This window comes from Leptolyngbya iicbica LK (genome assembly GCF_004212215.1).
In the GTDB taxonomy this organism is placed as follows: domain Bacteria; phylum Cyanobacteriota; class Cyanobacteriia; order Phormidesmidales; family Phormidesmidaceae; genus Halomicronema; species Halomicronema iicbica.
Genome location: NZ_QVFV01000002.1, coordinates 1,385,190 through 1,403,551, shown reverse-complemented (window position 1 = coordinate 1,403,551; position 18,362 = coordinate 1,385,190). Strand labels below are relative to the sequence as shown.

Annotated in this window: 17 protein-coding genes; 8 read left to right on the top strand and 9 right to left on the bottom strand. The window is 53.2% G+C overall.

Annotated features, from left to right (window positions below; all coding sequences use genetic code 11):
- Positions 1-128: 128 nt before the first annotated feature.
- Together DYY88_RS13205 and DYY88_RS13200 are read right to left on the bottom strand one after the other, a co-directional pair.
- Positions 129-767 (bottom strand): histidine phosphatase family protein, encoded by a 639-nt coding sequence (locus DYY88_RS13205; RefSeq protein WP_039727459.1) that lies wholly within the window; start codon positions 765-767, stop codon positions 129-131.
- Positions 768-1,110: 343 nt separating this feature from the next.
- Positions 1,111-2,748, bottom strand: coding sequence for an alpha-D-glucose phosphate-specific phosphoglucomutase (locus tag DYY88_RS13200; RefSeq protein WP_039727461.1), 1,638 nt, complete (start codon positions 2,746-2,748; stop codon positions 1,111-1,113).
- Between the two features lie 83 nt (positions 2,749-2,831).
- Between DYY88_RS13200 and DYY88_RS24185 the strand changes: the two genes are divergently transcribed.
- Together DYY88_RS24185 and DYY88_RS13195 are read left to right on the top strand one after the other, a co-directional pair.
- Positions 2,832-2,999, top strand: a complete 168-nt coding sequence (locus DYY88_RS24185; protein ID WP_165390116.1) for a hypothetical protein — start codon at positions 2,832-2,834, stop codon at positions 2,997-2,999.
- A 266-nt stretch (positions 3,000-3,265) separates the two neighbouring features.
- Positions 3,266-4,300 (top strand): phospholipase effector Tle1 domain-containing protein, encoded by a 1,035-nt coding sequence (locus tag DYY88_RS13195; protein ID WP_052288470.1) that lies wholly within the window; start codon positions 3,266-3,268, stop codon positions 4,298-4,300.
- 290 nt (positions 4,301-4,590) lie between these two features.
- Here the strand turns inward: DYY88_RS13195 and DYY88_RS13190 are convergent, their stop codons facing one another.
- Positions 4,591-5,274 carry a toll/interleukin-1 receptor domain-containing protein gene (locus DYY88_RS13190; RefSeq protein WP_039727462.1) on the bottom strand — a complete coding sequence of 228 codons (684 nt, stop codon included), beginning with the start codon at positions 5,272-5,274 and terminating at the stop codon, positions 4,591-4,593.
- Between the two features lie 243 nt (positions 5,275-5,517).
- Complete coding sequence (locus tag DYY88_RS13185; protein WP_236146361.1) at positions 5,518-7,224, bottom strand: ABC transporter ATP-binding protein; 1,707 nt, start codon at positions 7,222-7,224, stop codon at positions 5,518-5,520.
- 578 nt (positions 7,225-7,802) lie between these two features.
- On the opposite strand from DYY88_RS13185, the gene DYY88_RS13180 reads away from it, so the two are divergent.
- Both DYY88_RS13180 and DYY88_RS13175 read left to right on the top strand, forming a co-directional pair.
- Positions 7,803-8,024, top strand: a complete 222-nt coding sequence (locus DYY88_RS13180; protein WP_044151623.1) for a hypothetical protein — start codon at positions 7,803-7,805, stop codon at positions 8,022-8,024.
- A 541-nt stretch (positions 8,025-8,565) separates the two neighbouring features.
- The gene (locus tag DYY88_RS13175) at positions 8,566-8,991 is read left to right on the top strand and encodes a hypothetical protein (protein WP_039727466.1); all 426 of its coding nucleotides are present in this window, start codon (positions 8,566-8,568) and stop codon (positions 8,989-8,991) included.
- Positions 8,992-9,348: 357 nt separating this feature from the next.
- On the opposite strand, the gene DYY88_RS13170 is transcribed toward DYY88_RS13175, so the two are convergent.
- A complete protein-coding gene (locus DYY88_RS13170; RefSeq protein WP_063776184.1) occupies positions 9,349-10,059 on the bottom strand; it encodes an EcsC family protein in 711 nt (236 codons plus the stop codon).
- Between the two features lie 310 nt (positions 10,060-10,369).
- Between DYY88_RS13170 and DYY88_RS13165 the strand changes: the two genes are divergently transcribed.
- On the top strand, positions 10,370-10,858 hold the full coding sequence (locus DYY88_RS13165) for a hypothetical protein (RefSeq protein WP_039727467.1): 489 nt from the start codon (positions 10,370-10,372) through the stop codon (positions 10,856-10,858).
- Between the two features lie 24 nt (positions 10,859-10,882).
- Positions 10,883-11,248, top strand: a complete 366-nt coding sequence (locus DYY88_RS13160; RefSeq protein WP_039727468.1) for a hypothetical protein — start codon at positions 10,883-10,885, stop codon at positions 11,246-11,248.
- A 7-nt stretch (positions 11,249-11,255) separates the two neighbouring features.
- Here the strand turns inward: DYY88_RS13160 and DYY88_RS13155 are convergent, their stop codons facing one another.
- Both DYY88_RS13155 and DYY88_RS13150 read right to left on the bottom strand, forming a co-directional pair.
- The gene (locus tag DYY88_RS13155; RefSeq protein ID WP_039727469.1) at positions 11,256-11,543 is read right to left on the bottom strand and encodes an MSMEG_0570 family nitrogen starvation response protein; all 288 of its coding nucleotides are present in this window, start codon (positions 11,541-11,543) and stop codon (positions 11,256-11,258) included.
- Positions 11,544-11,571: 28 nt separating this feature from the next.
- Positions 11,572-12,762, bottom strand: a complete 1,191-nt coding sequence (locus tag DYY88_RS13150; protein ID WP_201279019.1) for an MSMEG_0565 family glycosyltransferase — start codon at positions 12,760-12,762, stop codon at positions 11,572-11,574.
- Between the two features lie 172 nt (positions 12,763-12,934).
- Here DYY88_RS13150 and metK point away from each other — a divergent pair, with 172 nt between their 5' ends.
- Entirely contained in the window at positions 12,935-14,089 is a 1,155-nt protein-coding gene (gene metK / locus DYY88_RS13145; RefSeq protein WP_039727470.1) for a methionine adenosyltransferase, read from the top strand.
- A gap of 55 nt (positions 14,090-14,144) precedes the next feature.
- On the top strand, positions 14,145-15,530 hold the full coding sequence (gene ahcY / locus DYY88_RS13140; protein ID WP_039727472.1) for an adenosylhomocysteinase: 1,386 nt from the start codon (positions 14,145-14,147) through the stop codon (positions 15,528-15,530).
- A 303-nt stretch (positions 15,531-15,833) separates the two neighbouring features.
- Here the strand turns inward: ahcY and DYY88_RS13135 are convergent, their stop codons facing one another.
- Entirely contained in the window at positions 15,834-16,052 is a 219-nt protein-coding gene (locus DYY88_RS13135; RefSeq protein WP_039727473.1) for a hypothetical protein, read from the bottom strand.
- Positions 16,053-16,198: 146 nt separating this feature from the next.
- Positions 16,199-17,956 (bottom strand): pilus motility taxis protein HmpF, encoded by a 1,758-nt coding sequence (gene hmpF, locus DYY88_RS13130; RefSeq protein ID WP_039727474.1) that lies wholly within the window; start codon positions 17,954-17,956, stop codon positions 16,199-16,201.
- Between the last annotated feature and the right edge of the window lie 406 nt (positions 17,957-18,362).

Here is an 18,362-nt window from a genome sequence, read left to right as displayed (position 1 = left end):
GGGCAGGGTGATTGGGGGCAGCGTAGGGGCGAGGCATTCTCGTTGTTACGGTTTGGGTTTGTCCAGTGGGTTAAAAAGAGAATGCCTCGCCCCTACAACGGAATTGCGGTATGGTTCGATCGCCCTGATCAGGTGCCGGGGCGGGCGTCGAGGTCAGCAGGCAGGTGGGAGCGATCGCCGTGTTTCACCAGTAGCGGCCCATGCACCCCAAACTCGACGACGCTGACGGACGCGACGGGAAAGGTGATGCGATCGCGATAACGCCCCAGATCCAGCCCCAGCAGACTGCACAGCACGACCCGCAGAGTGGATTTGTGGGCCACCACTAGCACGTTGCCATCTTTGTGTTTCTCTTCAATCTCGCTCATGACTAAGGAGGCGCGGCTGGCAACTTGCACCGCTGATTCGCCCCCCGTCGGCGGATTCCACGCGGGTTCCGTCAGCCACCGCACATAGTCTTCGGGGTATTTCTCCTGCACCTGCTCTTTGGTCAGGTTTTCCCACTCGCCAAACGACATTTCCTTCAGACCGTCGCGCAGTTGCATGTCCAGTCCCGTCGCTTCGCAAAACGGGCGGGCGGTGCTTTGGGTGCGCTGCATCGGACTCACATACACCGCCTGCCAGGCCATCGACGCGTATTTTTCGGCAAAGTGCCGGGCCATCGCAAAGCCCGCTTCGTTCAGATCCGGGTTCATTTTCCCCGAGAATACATCAGTGCGGCTGGCGGTGGTTTCGCCGTGTCGGATCATATAGACGCACAGGCTCATAGTCCGGCTCCAGTAACATCAACAGATTTGAGGGGTAGTGCGGGCGATCGCGGCAAGAGGAACCTCACCTAACCTCTCCTTGCGAAGGAGAGGAACCGGAGGCTTTCTACCCTCCTCCTTAGTAGAGAGCCAGAATCTCAATAAACCTCTCCTTGACAAGGAGAGGTGCCGCAGGCGGTGAGGTTCTCCCTCCTCAAACTCCATTTCGGAATATGGAGAGGGATACCTCGGGGCATCTCAACCTTTGAACCCTCAAGGAAAGCTGGCAAATAGCATCCCCCATCGTTTGGGTTGGGCACTGCCCAACCCGTACAGATCCTTGGCTGGTCTGAGCCCATAGCCCTTAAGTAATCACAGTCGGTTGGTCGCGGCCCGTGATTTCCTTCAGGTGGGAAATCTCGTCCGCCAGTTGAATCAAGTCCGCCAGCGCTGCTTGCGTATCCTGATCGTGCTTGCTGGCATCGGACTCATATCGCTCTACATACAGGCGAATGGTCGCGCCCTCCGTGCCCGTACCGGACAGACGGAAGATAATCCGCGAGCCGTCGGTGAAGCCGATACGGATGCCCTGCTGGCTGGCCACGCTGCCATCCACCGGGTCGGTGTAGCTAAAGTCATCGGCGTAGGCGACTTCGTAGCTGCCAAAGGTCTTGCCCGGCATCGACCCCAACGCCGATCGCAGATCATCCATCATCTGAGTCGCGGGACCACTCGCCACCGCTTCATAGTCGTGGCGGGAGTAGAAGTTGCGGCCATAGGTGGCCCAGTGCTCTTTGACGATGTCCTCCACGGACTGCTTTTTCACCGCGAGGATGTTGAGCCAAAACAGCACCGCCCACAGACCGTCTTTTTCGCGAATGTGGTTGGAGCCAGTGCCGAAGCTTTCTTCGCCGCAGAGGGTGGCTTTGTCCGCATCCAGCAAATTGCCAAAGAACTTCCAGCCCGTCGGCGTTTCGTAGCACTCAATGCCCAGCTTTTCCGCCACGCGATCGGGGGCTTGGCTGGTGGGCATGGAGCGGGCGATGCCTGTCAGGCCGTTGCGATAGCCGGGGACGAGGGTGGCATTGGCTGCCAGAATTGCCAAGCTATCGCTGGGGGTGACGAAGAAATTGCGTCCCAGGATCATGTTGCGATCGCCATCCCCATCCGACGCCGCCCCAAAATCTGGCCCGTCATCTTTAAACATGACATCCACCAAACTCTTGGCGTAGACCAGGTTGGGATCGGGGTGACCACCGCCGAAATCTTCCAACGGCACGCCGTTTTGTACGGTGCCCGCAGGCGCATTTAGCCGCCGCTCGAAAATTGCCGTGGCGTAAGGCCCCGTCACTGCGTGGAGGGAGTCGATGCAAATGCGGAAGTTGCCACGGCTCAAGAGGTCTTGAATGGCGGCAAAGTCAAACAGGGTTTCCATTTGGGCGGCATAGTCGGCCACGCAGTCGATGACTTCGACGGTGGTGTGGCCCAGTTGGGTAGTGCCAATGCGATCCAGATCCACGTCGCTGGCGTCGAGGATTTTGTATTCCGAAATAGTTTTGGTGCGATCGAAGATGGCACTGGTGATTTTTTCCGGGGCGGGGCCACCGTTGCTGACGTTATATTTCACGCCAAAGTCTTCTTTGGGGCCGCCGGGGTTGTGGCTGGCGGAAAGGATGATGCCGCCAAAGGCATTGTTTTTGCGAATTACGCAGGAAGCTGCTGGAGTCGAGAGAATGCCGCCTTGGCCCACCAGCACTTTGCCAAACCCATTCGCTGCCGCCATTTTGAGGATGATTTGAATGGCTTCGCGGTTGTAGTAACGCCCGTCGCCCCCCACAACCAAAGTCTGGTTTTGGATGCCGTCGAGACTGTCAAAAATGGCTTGAATAAAATTTTGTAGATAGTTGGGTTGCTGAAAGGTGGGCACCTTTTTGCGCAGGCCCGAAGTCCCCGGTTTTTGGTCGGAGTAGGGTTGGGTGCTTACTGTTTGCACTGTGGTCATACAATCTCCCGTATCGCAGCTATGGTTGGCGGCCTCTGAATCACCGCTCATCGCCCCCGCTTTCGGAGGGGCAGGGTTCGCCCTTGAATTATCGGCCAGGCTTGGCAGGGAAGCAATCGGTTAGGGGGATGATCACGCGGGGCGATCGCCCCCAGCCAGCGCCCCAGACTGCTCTATACATATACGGCTGTCCGGATCGCGGGTGTAACTTACCTGACCAACGCGATCGCAGTATGCCGCACCAATCCTAAGAGCGCGTTAAAACCACGGTTCTCAGGGGACGCTCCCCTGCTGGAGCACTGAACCCGCAGAACTTTCGCCAAGGGCTGAGGGGAGCGTCCCCTTCGCGGTTACACCGGGGATCGAGTTGCGTGTCGATGGTGAGGGAGTGTGAACGAGTCGGCAATTCATTCAACCTTAGGTTTACGCTTATGCTCAATCAGGCGGCTCATCGGCCATCACGCGGCCCGCAAGTAGTCTGGGAGTGAAGATGACACTTTAAACGCAGGGTGAAATCATGGCGCTGTATGCATTTGATGGTACGAAGGATCGCTGGGATGGCAAATCGCCCATTACGCCCACCGCGAAAACCGCTAATGACCGCTATCTCTCTAATGTGGTGTTGTTTTACCAGGCTTATGAGCAGTCCGGTCTGCCCGCTCACTATTTTCCCGGTGTCGGTTCTACTATGGGGCTGCTGGACCGGGTCTTTGGGGTTGCCTTTGGGGCGGGGGCGCTGGGCATTGTCAATCGAGCCTTTCGCCAGTTGCGGACCAACTTTCAGGCGGGCGATCGCACCATCGATATTGTGGGCTACAGCCGGGGGGCGGCGATCGCCCGCCTCTTTGCCGACAAAACCTTTCGAGAATACGCCAAACTTTCTGGCGCTGACGGCACCCCCTTAACGCAGCCGCCCACGATTCGCTTTCTGGGATTGTTCGATACGGTGGCCTCCTTCGGCATTCCGTTCAACGATCAGGAGTTGTTTTTCCAAGAACGGATTCCCCCGACAACCCAGCAAACCTTTCATGCCCTGGCGCTAGATGTGAAACGCAAAGGGTTTGGTCTGGATCGGGCCTATGGCGACGGCAATATTTTGGAAGTGTGGTTTCGCGGTGGCCATAAGGATGTCGGGGGCAATGCCGCCCTGCCCAACGGTGAACCTAACCGTGCTCGGGGCAATATCCCTCTGGTGTTCATGCTGAAAAAGGCGATCGCCGCTGGCATTGCCCTCCAGGTGAATTTTGACGACTATCCCATCGACCGTCATGCCCCGGTGACCCTCGATGCAAATACCCTGGATAGCGATCCGTCTCGCCAGCCTCAGCCCTACGATGTCTTTCACTACTCGCTATTTGACGAAACGGGGCAGGAAATCACTTTTCCAGGTTGCGTGCCCTTGCCCTCGCGCGAGCAACTGGTCATCGAAGAACCGTTCAATGAGCCAGAACTTTCTGAGCAGCGGGTGTTGCAGTTAACGCCCCAGTTAGCCGCCGCCTATCCCGATACCCAAGCTATCTACACCAAGCTCCACGAAAATTTGGATGCTTAAGCTAAGTCTAGATTGAAAGCTAGTAGACAACCTCACAGAATCTCTACTTATGAAGCTAGATGAGCTTAGCCTGTCCAGTTTTATGCCTATGAACTAGGGTTGTGCGTTTGATTAGTTCTTTTAATGTTTCTGACTGTTTCCCATGGATCTTGCTATCAAGCGAAAGCTTTCAAGTTGACCTTGAAATTGCATAGTTGGCGTGGAACTTAACTATAGATTTAGTCTTAAGACAGAATTCAAACTATCAATGACCTTGTGGTGATTATCATTGACAAGTTATGCAACGCAGTCTATCTACAATTCCTTGGATCGACTTCTAGATCATTGCGAAAACTGTCTTCAAAGCTTGGATAGTCTGAGTAGTCGCAATGACAATCTTGGGACCTTATCCCTACCCGTCTATCATCGAGATAAAATCCGGAATTAAAATAACCTTTCGATACCCAAAGTCCTCCTTGAAAATTACATATCATTTTTTTCCAAGTAGCAGGCATCCATAAGTCACCTGTAAACAGAATTATAAGTGTCGCCAATCCTACGTAAAAGTATATTTTCTTGCGTGATTTTACATTTTTCCTTTTTGTACTAGCGCCAGATTGCTTAGAAATTTCCCTCTTGATTTCTTTGAAAAATCTTAAAGGAGGCAACTCATCTTCAGCAACCATATGGGCTGAGACGTAGGCTACTTCAAACCACTGTTCGCCTTGCAGGGAGATTGGAAAAATAGTTTTCTTGCGTTGTCGCGCCCAAATCAATTCGGCTTTAACCCAATCAGCTTGACGGGAACTAGGTGACATAACCAGGATGAATACCGAACAGTCTTCTATCTGCTGTTGGATTTCCGGACTCCAACTGCCTCCATAAGATGCTTTTAGATCAATCCAAAACTCGATGCCATGCTCTCTCAGTGCTTTAGTTAGTTTGTTGACGTAGGCCTCATCTTCGCGGCTATAGCTGATGAAAGCAAAATTCATAAACTCAGGATGTCAGTGTTCATAAAGCAGGCATCGAGTATTCTAACGCCTGGATGTTCTGATGATTTTATTTTGCCATTAACTCTGGAAGTAGACACCAACGACAATTCAATTTCCGAGATTGAATTTCGAAGAACCTAGTTTAAATAATCTGGCCACCGGACCTCTCAATTTTCCAATGAGATTGGAAAGCGCAGTCAAAAATCAGCTTCAGACCTACCTATCGGGCTAGGAGGATCGCCCTCACGCTTGAAACTGTTGGCTGTGGAGGTAGGCATAGCGATCGCCCCGCGCCAGCAATTCTTCATGGGTGCCCGACTCGACGATGTGCCCCTTTTCCAACACCAAAATGCGATCGGCGTTGCGGACGGTGGCGAGGCGGTGGGCAATGATGAACGCCGTGCGATCGCCCATGAGCCGTTCCAGGGCTTCCTGCACCAGATTTTCAGATTCTGAGTCCAGCGCGGAAGTTGCTTCATCGAGGATCAAAATGCGGGGATCGAGGAGGACTGCGCGGGCGATCGCGATACGCTGCCGCTGCCCGCCGGACAGGTTCACCCCCCGTTCCCCCACCCAGGCGTAATAGCCTTGAGAAAATTGCGTGATGAAGTCGTGGGCGTTTGCCGCCTTGGCCGCTGCTTCCACCGCCGCTAGGTCGAATTCTTTTTGCCCAAAAGCGATATTTTCCGCAATGGTGCCGGAAAAGAGGACGGTCTCTTGGGGCACGATGCCGATTTGCCGCCGCAGGCTCTTGAGGGTAACGGTGGCGATATCTTCCCCATCAATCAAAATCTGCCCCGCCTGGGGATCGTAAAAGCGCGGCAACAGGTTCACCAACGTGGTTTTGCCCGCCCCCGAAGACCCCACCAGGGCAATCTTCTCCCCCGGTTTTGCCAGCAAATTAATATCTTGCAGCACCGGCTCATCGGGCTTGTATTGAAAGGAGACGTGGCGATATTCCACTTTGCCAGTGACGGCGGGCAGGGGGCGGGCGTCCGGCGCTTCTTCTACTCCCGGCGCGATCGCCGTCAGCTCAAACACGCGATCCACCGAGGCTTCCGCCTCTTTGAACAGGTTGTAGTTTTCCGTGGTGTGGGTAATGGGGTCGATCAGTAGCAGTCCCGCCGTCACATAGCTGGCAAAGTCGGCCCCGGTGAGGTTGCCCGTCGAGATTTGCCAGCTCCCCACCAAAAACAACACGAGAATGATGCCCGCATACAGCAATCCAATCACGGGATACTGCACCGCCAACAGCCACGCCGCTCGATACTTCGCCTCGTAATGCCGCTGCGACTCAGCCCGAAAGCGCTCGACCGCATAATCTTCCGCCGCAAAGGCCCGAATCAGGCGGATGCCGCCAAACACCTCTGTGAGCTGGGACGACAGATCCGACACGAGGTTTTGGCTGGTGCGGGAATATTGCAGCATGCGATCGCCAAACCACCCCACCAGCACCGCAAACGCGGGCACGATAATCAACATCGTCAGGGTCAACTGCCAGTTGAGATACACCATATAAGTGATCACCACCACCAGTTGCAAAATGCTGGGAATGAAGTCTTGAAACAGCTTTTTGACCACTTCCCCGATGCGATCGACATCCTCCGTGAGTCGATAGGTGAGGTCGCCCGTCTGGGCTTTTTCAAAATACGCCAGGCTCAATTGCTGCAAATGGCGATAGGTTTCGACCCGTAGCTTCAGCGCCACCTCCAGCGCCGCTTTCGACATCAGGGAATCTTGTCCGTACTGCCCCAACTTGTGAATCACGAAGCCCGCGATGGTGATGGCCGCGAGCTGCGCCAGTTCCAGCACCTTGCCCTGCACCAACAGCGACAACATCTGCCCCGACAGCCACGCCAAAATCGGCCAAAACGCGGTGAAGACCAACGTACAGAGCAAGGCGTAAAAAATGGTGCGCCACTGCTCACGAACGTAGGGAGCTAAATTCAAATATTTGGAGCGGGGTTTTGCGCGGGGGGCCAAGCGATCGCCTCTGCCAATTCTGCCTATCCCACGCTACAGCATTTTTTGACGAGGAAGGTCCAGGCATTGGCGCGCTCACAGCCACCCAGAGAGAGTTGCGCGGGGGGCAAGCGATCGCCGATTGACGGCGCTACTCACTAGTGGAGTCTATCTAGAGGGGCCACGGTCGTCGAGTTTTTATCCATACCCAACAAATTTTCCAGGTCGAGTTCCAGCGCTTCAATGAATCTGTTCTCTGGGAATAAACACCGCCAAAAACTAACAAGAGCGGAGAATTTTTCTGAGAAAGCTATTTGATTGGTTTACTTTAATTCACTCAATCTCCGGCAATGGCAATGTTTCTTAATCTAGATCTCCCCAAAAATCGACTTTTTGAGGGATGAGGACATCCCTGCTGCTGGCAACAGGTTATTTTTTATTTTTATTTATAAGAGTAAATCTGCTTCTCAGGATTCATCTTGTAGAGTTGAAGGTAGTTAGTACTATCCTTTTTTGCCGTTTGACGAGTTTGATTTAAATTGCTGTTTCGCACTGGCCTCACCACTATGAACCTCAAGAGTAAAAGCTTTTATAACTTTGCGATCGCTCCAGGAACTCGTGACCACAAGGGCTATTTTGTGCAAGATGGCACTTATAACCTGGTGCGCGTGGAAGATACCGGTTGGGCATTTGTTTGCCAAGATAACCACACTTGCTACTACGTAGATCCTGAGAATTTGTCCGAAGTGTGCGACTTAGAAGACTACGTTTTGGTGATAGAGGAGTGATGATTTTTGGTGATAGAGGAGTGTTGATTTTCGGTTGGTTCTGCCTTCTTGAATCTGTTTGAGGAGCTGCAATCCGTTTCTGGATTTAGGCTTGACTCTATCGGTGGAAGCTTGTTTCACTGTTGCACAGCAACTCTCAGCGGAGTTGCTTTTTTTTGCCTGTTTCGCCAGCTAGAACGAGACAGCCTCGAAACCGAGTGATGCTTGGCAGAAAGATTTTTGAGTGCCTAAACCACTCGCGAAGTTTGCCGCTGTCGCCGCGTTTCTGACCTGCCGCTGTCGCTGAGCAGGCGATACTAACTGCCTGGAAACTGTCTGCTGTTGTATTGCATTTCCTTGAGCCTGTTGCAGATGGCAGAGACCCAAGGAAGCGTGGATTTCAGTTTGGTCGTGCCGATTTTACTCGCAGGTAAAGCTGCCCGCTGGGAAAAATTGCTGGCTTAGTGAGTTGGGTCTGGGCTTGCTAGATCGCTGCATGAATGAGCAAGCGTGGTCCACTACCGTAGGATGGATGAAGTGAGCGACGTTGAACGACAACATTATGGAAAAGGCCGAGCAGTTAATCCGCATGGCGGAAGATGAGTTGACCCAGTACAGCACTGAAGCCCGCAAAATTGAAAAATTGCGCCGCAAGTTTAGCTTCGCTGTCCCCTACCCCGAGCAAAAGGCGATTCGTGATCAGGTTGAGGCCGATATTCCGACGAATTTTGTGGCGCGGATTGTGGAAGCCAACCGACAAACGGTCGCACTCCCGTTTTGGGGCATTGGCGGTTTGGGCCTGTTGATCGGCATCTCGTTTCGCCAACCGCTCGACATTATTGCCACTGGCATTGGGTTTTATGTGGCCTTTCAACTGCAAAAGTGGGGCTGGGAGCTGCAGGCAAAACGTCTGGTCGTTAAGACCCTGGATGATATTGAAGCCGGTATCCAAGCTGCCAAAGCAGAATCAGCTACCTCTGAGGCCTAAACTTTCACCTCAGGGCGATGCCCCATGACGCTCGGGCGATGCTCCAATGCCCCTGAGGCAGAGGCCCCCGCTTCCTTGGCGGTAACCTTAGGAATTGGAATTAAATTAAGTGTGAACAGCCGTCTCGGCTGTTCAAGAGCAGGCAAGATGCCTGCCCGACAAAACTTGGATTTTATAAAATCCTGATTCCTTAGGGCATTGAGCCATCCTGCAGGGAGCAGGGGCCTTTAGCGAGAGGCGATCGCCCCCGCAACCCACACCGATCCCAGCGGCATTGGTTAGCTTGGCAGAACTGGGTTCTGGCCCTGCGGCGCGATAAAAATGTCGTCGGCGTGAATGCCATCACGCCTGCTCGGTCTACGCTAAAGCCTGGCGTTGCAGCTTGACCTCGTAATAACGGCAGGCCAGAAATCCGACGCCGTAAATGAGGGCAGCATCCGAAGAGATGCCGATCACCATACCGGCTCCTGGCAGTATTTCCAGAAAACTGAAGCCCGACTTTAAAGTGCCAGAACCGCCAGTAAAAACCGCCCAAATCGCCAGTACCTCTCCTCGGCGATCGGCGTCATCAATGGAAAAGCCGTAGATGGTCGCAATCTTGTAAATCATTTCAGCTTGCAAAGCGGCGATCGCGCCAATATCCAGTGCAAACAAAAATAGGGCAAATGGCGGAATGAAGTTGGTCAATAATCCCACTTGGGCCGCCCGAAACGTTGTCTTGCCAATCACTCGCTGGGCCAACTGCACATTGGTATCGAGGGGGAACTTGACCCGGAGTTCAGCGATTTCCCGCTGAATTTTTTCCGCATTCACTTGGCCCAAAGCTGCCAATAGCCAACTGATGCCAGGAATTGCGGTGGCGTATTTGATCAATGGGATGTCGGCAATGGGGGCCACCGTTTTGCCCACCAGATGGGTGGTTTGCTCAATAGCGGGATAGATAAAGCGAATGAAGGCATCCCCAGCCGAGTCCACACTGGTTTGCAGGGATTCGTTCATCACCTGGAAAAAATGGGCAATTTGCTCAAGCGTGGAGCGATCGCGCTCGAAAGCAGGTGGCTGACTCATAACTGAAAACCTTACGGAGACAACAGGATACTTTGTCTGCAATCATAAGGTGGTCCGTTCCGCCATTGCAGCAAAATCATTCCCCCGGCGTATGCCCAACGATGCAGCAACAGGCAGAGTTTCCCCCGACAGTTTAGGTTAAAGCGTTGCGTCTGTCGTGGTTTCCCGATGACGCACCCTGATAGGCTGGCGCCCCAAGGTTTCACTGAGAAAGCCGAGAAGACGGTCGGCCACCGCTTGAAAGGGGCATCGGTTTCGAGGGCACCTTTGCCCGACCCGTCAATTGGGCTGTCCATGTCGGAGCAAGGTCATGAACTCAGAGCCAACCGACCTCCTCGACAATCTCACCTACAGTGCCAAGGCTGGGGGCTATTTTTTCATGGGTCTGGCCCTGTTTGGCCTCGGTCTGATGTTGCTGGTGCCTCTAGGCGTCTTTGAGTTGAGTGCTACCGCGAGTCCTAATTTTGTGGGCCTATGGCTGATGTTTTGTGTCGGTTTGATGGGGATCGGGGGCTGGCTGCTGGACTATAAACGGCGACTGCGGCGGGCCTTGGCCAACCGTCAGACTTTTTACCCCGCGCGGTTGCTGGAACGCCACGGCCCCACCGAATTTGGCTGGTTTATCAAGGTCGAAGTGGAGCGATCGCCCACCCAACTCCAGCGGGGCAAGCAACGATTTTTAGAAGAACCACATTGGCTGGTGGGTGATCGGCTAGTGATTTGTGTGTTGGCCGATGGCCGACGGTTCTTTCCCAAAGAATTGACCCAGCGGGCCGATGTCGGCTATCTCCAAACATAGTGTTTTCAACGGGGCAGCGCTGCTATGGCCAAACAGATTTACCTCCAGGCTGGAGAAACCACCGTCATCTATCGCCGCAACTTCAGCAGCGTGCCGACGCAGATTCGCTTTGAAGCGATCGCCACCGACGGCACCTCTCCCAGCGGCACAGTTGAAATACGTGGCTCGCAGTGGATTTTTCCCAAGCCACCCCAACAACAGCCGCTGCAAGCAATGAATACCGTTGAAGCGGGTTTTTGGGATACGTTTTTTGCGATCGCGGTGACCGCCGATACTGACCTGATTATCACCCGCTCCAAGGGGCAGACGGGGAGTGGGTTCTTGTGGGTCTTGGGCTTGGTAATGGGCATCAGCATTGTGGCCGTCGCGATGCTGATGATGACTTTGTAGTTTGCGCTTACTCGACGAAAGCCAATACATCCACCGTCGGATTAGCCAATCCTTGATATTGGGCAGCCGTCGATTCCAACACTTGCAACTGGCCCATCGCCCGGCCACAGGGAAAGCCGTATTTAGCCCGCACGCGATCGCTGGCAATATTCAGCGCGGTCCGCGACTTATCCAGAAAGTCACTCAACGTATAGGTTTCACCCACTTTGAGATAGTCCTTAATCACCAACGACGGGGAATAGCAGGCCGCCTCGGTGCCATCGGGCCAACGGATTTGAAATTGCATCTCAGGCATTGCTTTTATCTCTCATCACCAGGAAACATCAATGGGAATGTACCAGGCTTTGGTACGCCTGCAAGTGCATTTGCGCCGATTTTTCCCAAGTGTAGCGCGCCAAAATGCCCCGACTCTGCTCAACGAGGGCGTGCGATCGCTTCGGCTCTGATGCCGCCAGCATTCCTTGGGCGATCTGTTCCACACTGCCAGGGTTGACTAAAATCGCCTGTTCCGATGTCAAAAACTCGGTAAAGGGCGTCTCATTGGCCGTGACGACGGGTAACCCTGCCGCGATCGCTTCCAATACGACCAAGCCCCACCCCTCTTTGATCGATGGAAAACAAAACACATCGGCACAACGATACATCCCCGGCAAATCGGCGTCTGGAATCACTCCCGGAAGCACTAAGGCATCCATAATCCCCAATGCCGCCGCCCGCTGAAAAAACTGCTCTCGATAGGGTTGATAGTCAAACAGTGTCGCCCCGCCGGCAATGATGAGCTGTGCTTGGGGTTGCTGCGCCTGCACCTGGGCAAAGGCTTCCAGTAAACGAATGGAATTTTTGCGCGGTTCAATGCCGCCCACCGTCAAGTAGATGGGGTGCCCGGTCAGTTGATAGGCCGTTTTTAAGGCGGTTTCCGAGCCGTCCAACGCGGGCGAAAAGCGCTGTTGATCGACGCCATTGACCACCCGTGGCGCGTCAATGTTGTAGTCAGTGCGGAGGGCTTGCTGCCAGCGATCGCTCACACACAGACACAAGTCCGGTAGGCGGATGGACTTGTCCTGACACTGTTGCAAGTAGATGCTTTCGTAATCTTCGACATGGTGCACCGTGCGGACAACGTGATGAACTTGCCCGCGCTCTTTGAGCTGCACCAGAGCATTGGCCCCAATGCAGTCCTGCGCGTGGTAAACGTCGTAGCGATCGCTTTCCTGTTGCAACGCCGCGACGAATTCTTGAATCCGTTGCTGAATTAGCCCATCAATGTCATCAGGGGCGGGGCGAGCCGGAATCAAGCGCATGGGACACGCCAGTTGCCGATGGGGGGGCGAGGCGATCTCGTCGACCTCCTCGTGCTGAGGTGAGCTTGCCGCCCCTTTATCCAGTGCATAAACACAGACTGTGTGTCCCAGGTGGTGCAGTGCATTGGCCAGTTCCCAAGTATGCACAACACTGCCTCGGGGCTTGGTGGAATAGGTCAACAGCGCAATTTTCATCATGTCGCGGGCAACCATTTCCGGGAATCGTGATCAACTAATCTCGTCATTTAGACAGATGTTTTAATGGATGGTTGAAACGCCATCTATCGATTTAAAGACCGCTTGCCTCTAAATTAAGGAATGAAAACCGATAGGATGTGTAGGCAATTACGCCCCGCGTGTTATCACCTTACCCATCGTAGACAGCATGAGCGAATACAGTATTTTTACCTCGGAATCGGTGTCGGCAGGCCACCCCGACAAAATGGCTGACCAAATCTCTGACGCGATTTTGGACGCCATTCTGCAAGATGACCCTCATGCCCGTGTCGCGGTTGAAACGCTGGTTAAAACCGGGATGGCAGTCGTGGCGGGCGAAGTGCGCACCAGCACCTATGTCGATCTCGAAGATGTCGTTCGCAATGTCATTCTCGATATTGGCTACAACAGCTCTGATGTCGGGTTTGATGGCGCGTCTTGTGCCGTGCTGAATGCGATCGGTAAGCAGTCTGCTGATATCGCCATGGGGGTCGACGAGGCCGCCGATAAAGATTTAGGGGCAGGTGACCAGGGCTTGATGTTTGGCTATGCGACCAACGAAACCGATGTGTTGATGCCCGCCCCGATTTATTACGCCCATCGCCTCGTCGAGCGTCAGGCTTATCTGCGCGAAAAAGGCGTTTTGCCTTGGCTGCGCCCCGATGCCAAGAGCCAGGTGACCCTTCGGTATGAAGCTGGCAAACCCGTCGCCGTGGATGCCGTGGTGCTGTCCACTCAGCATGATCCCGATATTGAGCTGAGCGACATTCGGGAAGCAGTGATGGAAGAAATCATTAAGCCAGTACTGCCGCAGGCCTGGTTCCACGTGGAAACGCAGTATCACATCAATCCCACTGGCCAATTCATCATCGGTGGTCCGGTAGGCGATTGCGGCCTCACCGGGCGCAAAATTATTGTGGATACTTACGGCGGCATGGCTCGGCACGGCGGTGGCGCTTTCTCTGGCAAGGATCCTTCCAAAGTCGATCGCTCGGCGGCTTATGCCGGACGTTATGTCGCGAAAAATATCGTCGCCGCCGGATTGGCCGATCGCTGTGAAATTCAAGTCTCCTACGCCATTGGCGTTTCCCAACCCACCTCAATCTCGATCAACACCTTTGGCACGGGCAAGATCGCAGACGACCAGATTGTTAAACTGGTGCGCGAGCATTTTGATCTGCGCCCTCAGGGATTAATCGATATGCTGGATTTACGACGTCCGATTTATCGTCAGACTGCTGCCTACGGCCACTTTGGTCGCGAACTGCCAGAGATTACCTGGGAAAAGACCGACAAAGCGGAATTGCTCAAAGCAGTTCTTTAATTGCCGTCGCGTTAACAAACACCCTTACTGACATTCACTTAACCCAAAGGATTCAATGACTGCACAAGTTCTGAAGCAAGACTACAAAGTTGCCGATATTACCCTGGCTGATTGGGGCCGCAAGGAAATTGCGATCGCCGAAAGCGAAATGCCCGCCCTGATCAAAATTCGGGAAAAGTACCGTGCTAGCCAACCCCTTAAAGGGGCCAAAATCATTGGCTGCATCCACATGACCATTCAAACGGCAGTGTTGATCGAAACGCTGCAAGCCCTGGGCGCTGAGGTTCGCTGGTCTTCCTGCAATATCTTTTCGACGCAGGATCACGCCGCCGCAGCGATCGCGGCTGCTGGCACGCCCGTCTTTGCCTGGAAAGGGGAAACCGAAGAAGAGTACATGTGGTGCATCGAGCAAACCTGCCGCACCCCCGACGGTGACCTGTGGGATGCCAACATGATTTTGGATGATGGCGGCGACCTGACCGGCCATATCCACGAAAAGTATCCCCACATGCTGGATAGCATCCACGGCGTTACGGAAGAAACCACCACGGGGGTGCACCGCCTGCTGGAAATGCTAGAGCACGGCGAACTAAAAGTCCCCGCCATTAACGTTAACGACTCCATCACCAAAGCCAAGAATGACAACAAATATGGTTGCCGTCACAGCTTAAATGACGCCATTAAGCGCGCCACCGACCACCTGATGGCGGGTAAGAAAGCCCTCGTGATCGGCTATGGCGATGTGGGCAAAGGCTCTGCCGCTTCCCTCCGTCAAGAAGGCATGATTGTGAAGGTTGCGGAATGCGACCCTATCTGCGCCATGCAGGCTTGTATGGATGGCTATGAAGTCGTGTCTCCTTACATTGGGGGGCAAAACGACGGCACCGAAAGCTGCATTGATCGTGCCCTGCTAGGCAACACCGACCTGTTGGTCACCGCCACGGGTAACGTCAATGTCTGCGATGCTTACATGCTGGCAGCATTGAAGCGTGGCGCAGTAGTGTGCAACATTGGCCACTTTGATAACGAAATTGATACCGCCTACATGCGCCAAAACTGGCGCTGGGAAGAGGTGAAACCCCAAGTGCATCAGGTTTATCGCAGCGACGATCAGGATGATTTCTTGCTGCTACTCGCCGAGGGGCGGTTGGTCAACTTGGGCAACGCCACTGGGCACCCCTCCCGCATTATGGACGGCTCCTTTGCCAACCAAGTGCTGGCGCAAATGCACTTGTTTGAGCGTAAGTTTGCCGACAAGTCTCCTGAAGAAAAAGCCACTTCTATTACTGTTGAAGTGCTACCTAAGCACCTGGACGAAGAAGTTGCTCGCTATATGGTGGAAGGCTTTGGTGGCGTAGTCACGCAACTGACCGAGCAGCAAGCCAAGTACATCAACGTGCCTTTAAACGGTCCGTTTAAGACTGACAGCTACAAGTACTAGGGAGCAGGGGGCGATCGTCAGATTAATGGCGCGATCGCCCCATTCGACGGCGTCTAACAATCCATATCCCGATAGGGGGCGAGTTTAGTTTTCGCACTGTTAGGTTAATTAATCAGCAGTCGGTTAAACTCGCCCCTTCTAGCATTTAGGCGATATGAGATTTCTGGAAGCATTGCCCATCCTTATAAATTGTCCATGGCCCTCGGAGCATGGCTGCGCTTGAGCGACGCATCATGTGCTACGGCTCGGCATGGGATTTTTGTCTGTCTCCCCCAAAAAACTATGAGGGGATGACCTGTGGCCTCAGTAGCTCAGTTTTAGAGCACTCACGGGCACATCTTCCCATGACTGTACTTGGCGCATCTGGGCTACCCAGCCTGCCGCTTTTTGTTCTTCACTCAGGTTCGCTTTAAAGGAAGCATGACAAGCCTGAGCCTGCTGCTCATCCACACAGGCAATGCAAGAATAAACGATGCCGCAGGGATCAATTTGCTCATTGACCCAAATGACTTGATCTGCCATAGCGATTGATGTTGATTACTTTTCAGTCATCCTCTCACATCATCTGTGAATGATTGGCAAAGCAAGCACAAGAAAGCTTTCTGAGCCAGCCCAAGAGAAGATGATCACCTCTTCTAACTCTAGAGAGTCGTTAACGGCTAGCTGCCCTAAGCTGACATTGCTTCAGAAGCGTCATGGGAAGTCAGCGTCGAAATCAGTTGCTTGACCTCTGCGATCGCCTGCAACTGATAATCGCTAGCCTCCTGGAATTGAGATAGTGACTCCGACATGTCGTCTAACTTTTGCCGCATGCCGTCGTGCTGTTCTTGCAGCGGCGTTAAAACCTCGGTCAAGATTTGAATTCGTCCTTCCAGAGCCCCTAATTCGCCCTGCTTTTCTCGCAATTGCAAATCTTGGCCTTTTAAATCTTCACGCCCGGTTGCGAGCTCAGCCGATTTCTCCTCAACCTCTTTTTTCATCGTGTCGAGGCGGGCCTGTATCTCTTTGATCTCAGACTCACACTGCTGCAAGGTGTCCGAAGTTTGCTGGCGTTGAGCATCAATTTGTTTCAAAATCGGCTCCAAATCCACCACATTGACGGGCGCTTCTTCCGTTGCTAGCCCCTGTCGCCGTCGCAATACGGCCTGATGCTGACTCAATACCTCTTCCCGCTCAAGTAGATTGCGTCGTTGACCAACCAAGGTCTCATTGAGCATTTGGTAGCGGTCTTGCTCTTCGGCGAGTTCTGTTTCCAGCTGCAAGCGATCGAATTCACTCACTTGCTCCATCCGTTGCTTCAGTTCGTCAATCGCCTCTTGTTCCAGTTTTAATTCTTCTTCTTGGTCATTCACAAACCGAGAGACTTTTTCTAAGTCTTTTTCTAAATCTGTAACGACCTTTTGCAACTCATCAAGCGGTAAGGCATCCAACGCAGCAACGTCAACTTTGTCGCTCAGACGGACTTTGTCAGAGGTATTCAGCAGTTCGTAAACTTGCTGATATAGATTGCTTTGCGATTGCAACTGCTGAGACAACGTCTGCACATCAGCTTGCTTGTCGGCTAGAGTCTGCTGCTGCACTTTTAAGTCAGCTTTACGACTATTCAAAGCAGCTTCGGCATCATGCCAGCCTTGCCAATGACCAGTCAGGGTTTCAATTTCTTGCTGCAGCTGACCTCGTCTTTCGTCTAGCTGCTGCTGTTGCGTTGCCAGTGACTGCTGGCGCTCAGATAAGAGAGATTGCTGCTGGTTGACGAGCTCGTAAGCCAAGTTAAGTTGTTCGCGAAGCCCCTCTGTGGGGGTCACTGCATTGGTGAGACGTTCTAAGGCTTCTTGCAGCTGCTGGCTTTGGGCTTCATCCAGGCCCGCATTTTGCGAGGCGTCTTCTTGGCGCTCTTCAAACCGCCGGATTTCACCGTTGAGATGATCCCACGCCCCTTGCAGTTCTTGATGTTTGCGATCCAGTTCTTCTTTTAACTGATCCAGTTCTTGTTGAGACGACTCAATTTCCTGTCGCTGCGCTTCGAGTTTTTCTAGATCAGCTTCAGCCTGTTCAACTTGTTCTTGGCGGGTTTCAAGTTCTAACTCACGCCGATTTAATTCTTGACTTTGAAAGGTGAGTGATTGCTTCCACTGCTCAATCTCTTCTTCTTGGGATTTGGACTTTTTGCTCTGGTTAGAGAAGTTTTGCAAAATGCCTACCAGCGGACGACCGGCGTCATAGTGACGGGTGATTTGGCGGTTGTTGCTCAGCTCAACCATGACCAAGGCTCCGGCGTTGTAGCTAGCATCGTCTGGGGCCGCAATGGTCTCGTCACCAGGGACACCCGTCCACGTATCACCGCGTTGACAAGCGAGCAGCTTAAAATCTGCCTTACCACTGCCGATAAATCCAGTCTTTCTTTGAACCTCAGCCAGATAAAGCACGCTAGTTTTCCTCTTCCCGTTTCGTAATCACTGGATGCTTACAACCTTGAGATGTTTACCTCAGTGGAACCGTTACCTGCACTACCAAAAGATGACTTCTATAGTCAGGTGTCGCTTCCTGCAGGAGCCTAATCCTGCTTCTGACTCACGAGGAAATGTAACCCTAATTAGCATCTAACCTTAAGCTAACTTATGTTGCCCAGGATGGGGCTAGCCCTTACCACATGAGTTGGTTTGACGATAATTGTATCTATCAATGGCAAATCCGACTCTAGTGTCGAGTGATATGGCGACGAGCAATGCGTTCTGTGTCTTTTGGGTTTAGGAATCACTCCCCATCGATGAGCAAACTGCGCTGGGCAGCATCATTGCTTCCTGTCAGACTGATATGGTGTGTCGCCATTAT

Coding starts and splice junctions, on each gene's coding strand:
- DYY88_RS13200 (WP_039727461.1), bottom strand. CDS start 2,748: ATGACCACAGTGCAAACAGTAAGCACCCAACCCTACTCCGACCAAAAA.
- metK (WP_039727470.1), top strand. CDS start 12,935: ATGAGCGAATACAGTATTTTTACCTCGGAATCGGTGTCGGCAGGCCAC.
- DYY88_RS13135 (WP_039727473.1), bottom strand. CDS start 16,052: ATGGCAGATCAAGTCATTTGGGTCAATGAGCAAATTGATCCCTGCGGC.
- DYY88_RS13170 (WP_063776184.1), bottom strand. CDS start 10,059: ATGAGTCAGCCACCTGCTTTCGAGCGCGATCGCTCCACGCTTGAGCAA.
- DYY88_RS13155 (WP_039727469.1), bottom strand. CDS start 11,543: ATGCCTGAGATGCAATTTCAAATCCGTTGGCCCGATGGCACCGAGGCG.
- DYY88_RS13150 (WP_201279019.1), bottom strand. CDS start 12,762: ATGGTTGCCCGCGACATGATGAAAATTGCGCTGTTGACCTATTCCACC.
- DYY88_RS13165 (WP_039727467.1), top strand. CDS start 10,370: ATGAACTCAGAGCCAACCGACCTCCTCGACAATCTCACCTACAGTGCC.
- DYY88_RS13205 (WP_039727459.1), bottom strand. CDS start 767: ATGAGCCTGTGCGTCTATATGATCCGACACGGCGAAACCACCGCCAGC.
- DYY88_RS13195 (WP_052288470.1), top strand. CDS start 3,266: ATGGCGCTGTATGCATTTGATGGTACGAAGGATCGCTGGGATGGCAAA.
- DYY88_RS13175 (WP_039727466.1), top strand. CDS start 8,566: ATGGAAAAGGCCGAGCAGTTAATCCGCATGGCGGAAGATGAGTTGACC.
- DYY88_RS13190 (WP_039727462.1), bottom strand. CDS start 5,274: ATGAATTTTGCTTTCATCAGCTATAGCCGCGAAGATGAGGCCTACGTC.
- DYY88_RS13180 (WP_044151623.1), top strand. CDS start 7,803: ATGAACCTCAAGAGTAAAAGCTTTTATAACTTTGCGATCGCTCCAGGA.
- ahcY (WP_039727472.1), top strand. CDS start 14,145: ATGACTGCACAAGTTCTGAAGCAAGACTACAAAGTTGCCGATATTACC.
- DYY88_RS13160 (WP_039727468.1), top strand. CDS start 10,883: ATGGCCAAACAGATTTACCTCCAGGCTGGAGAAACCACCGTCATCTAT.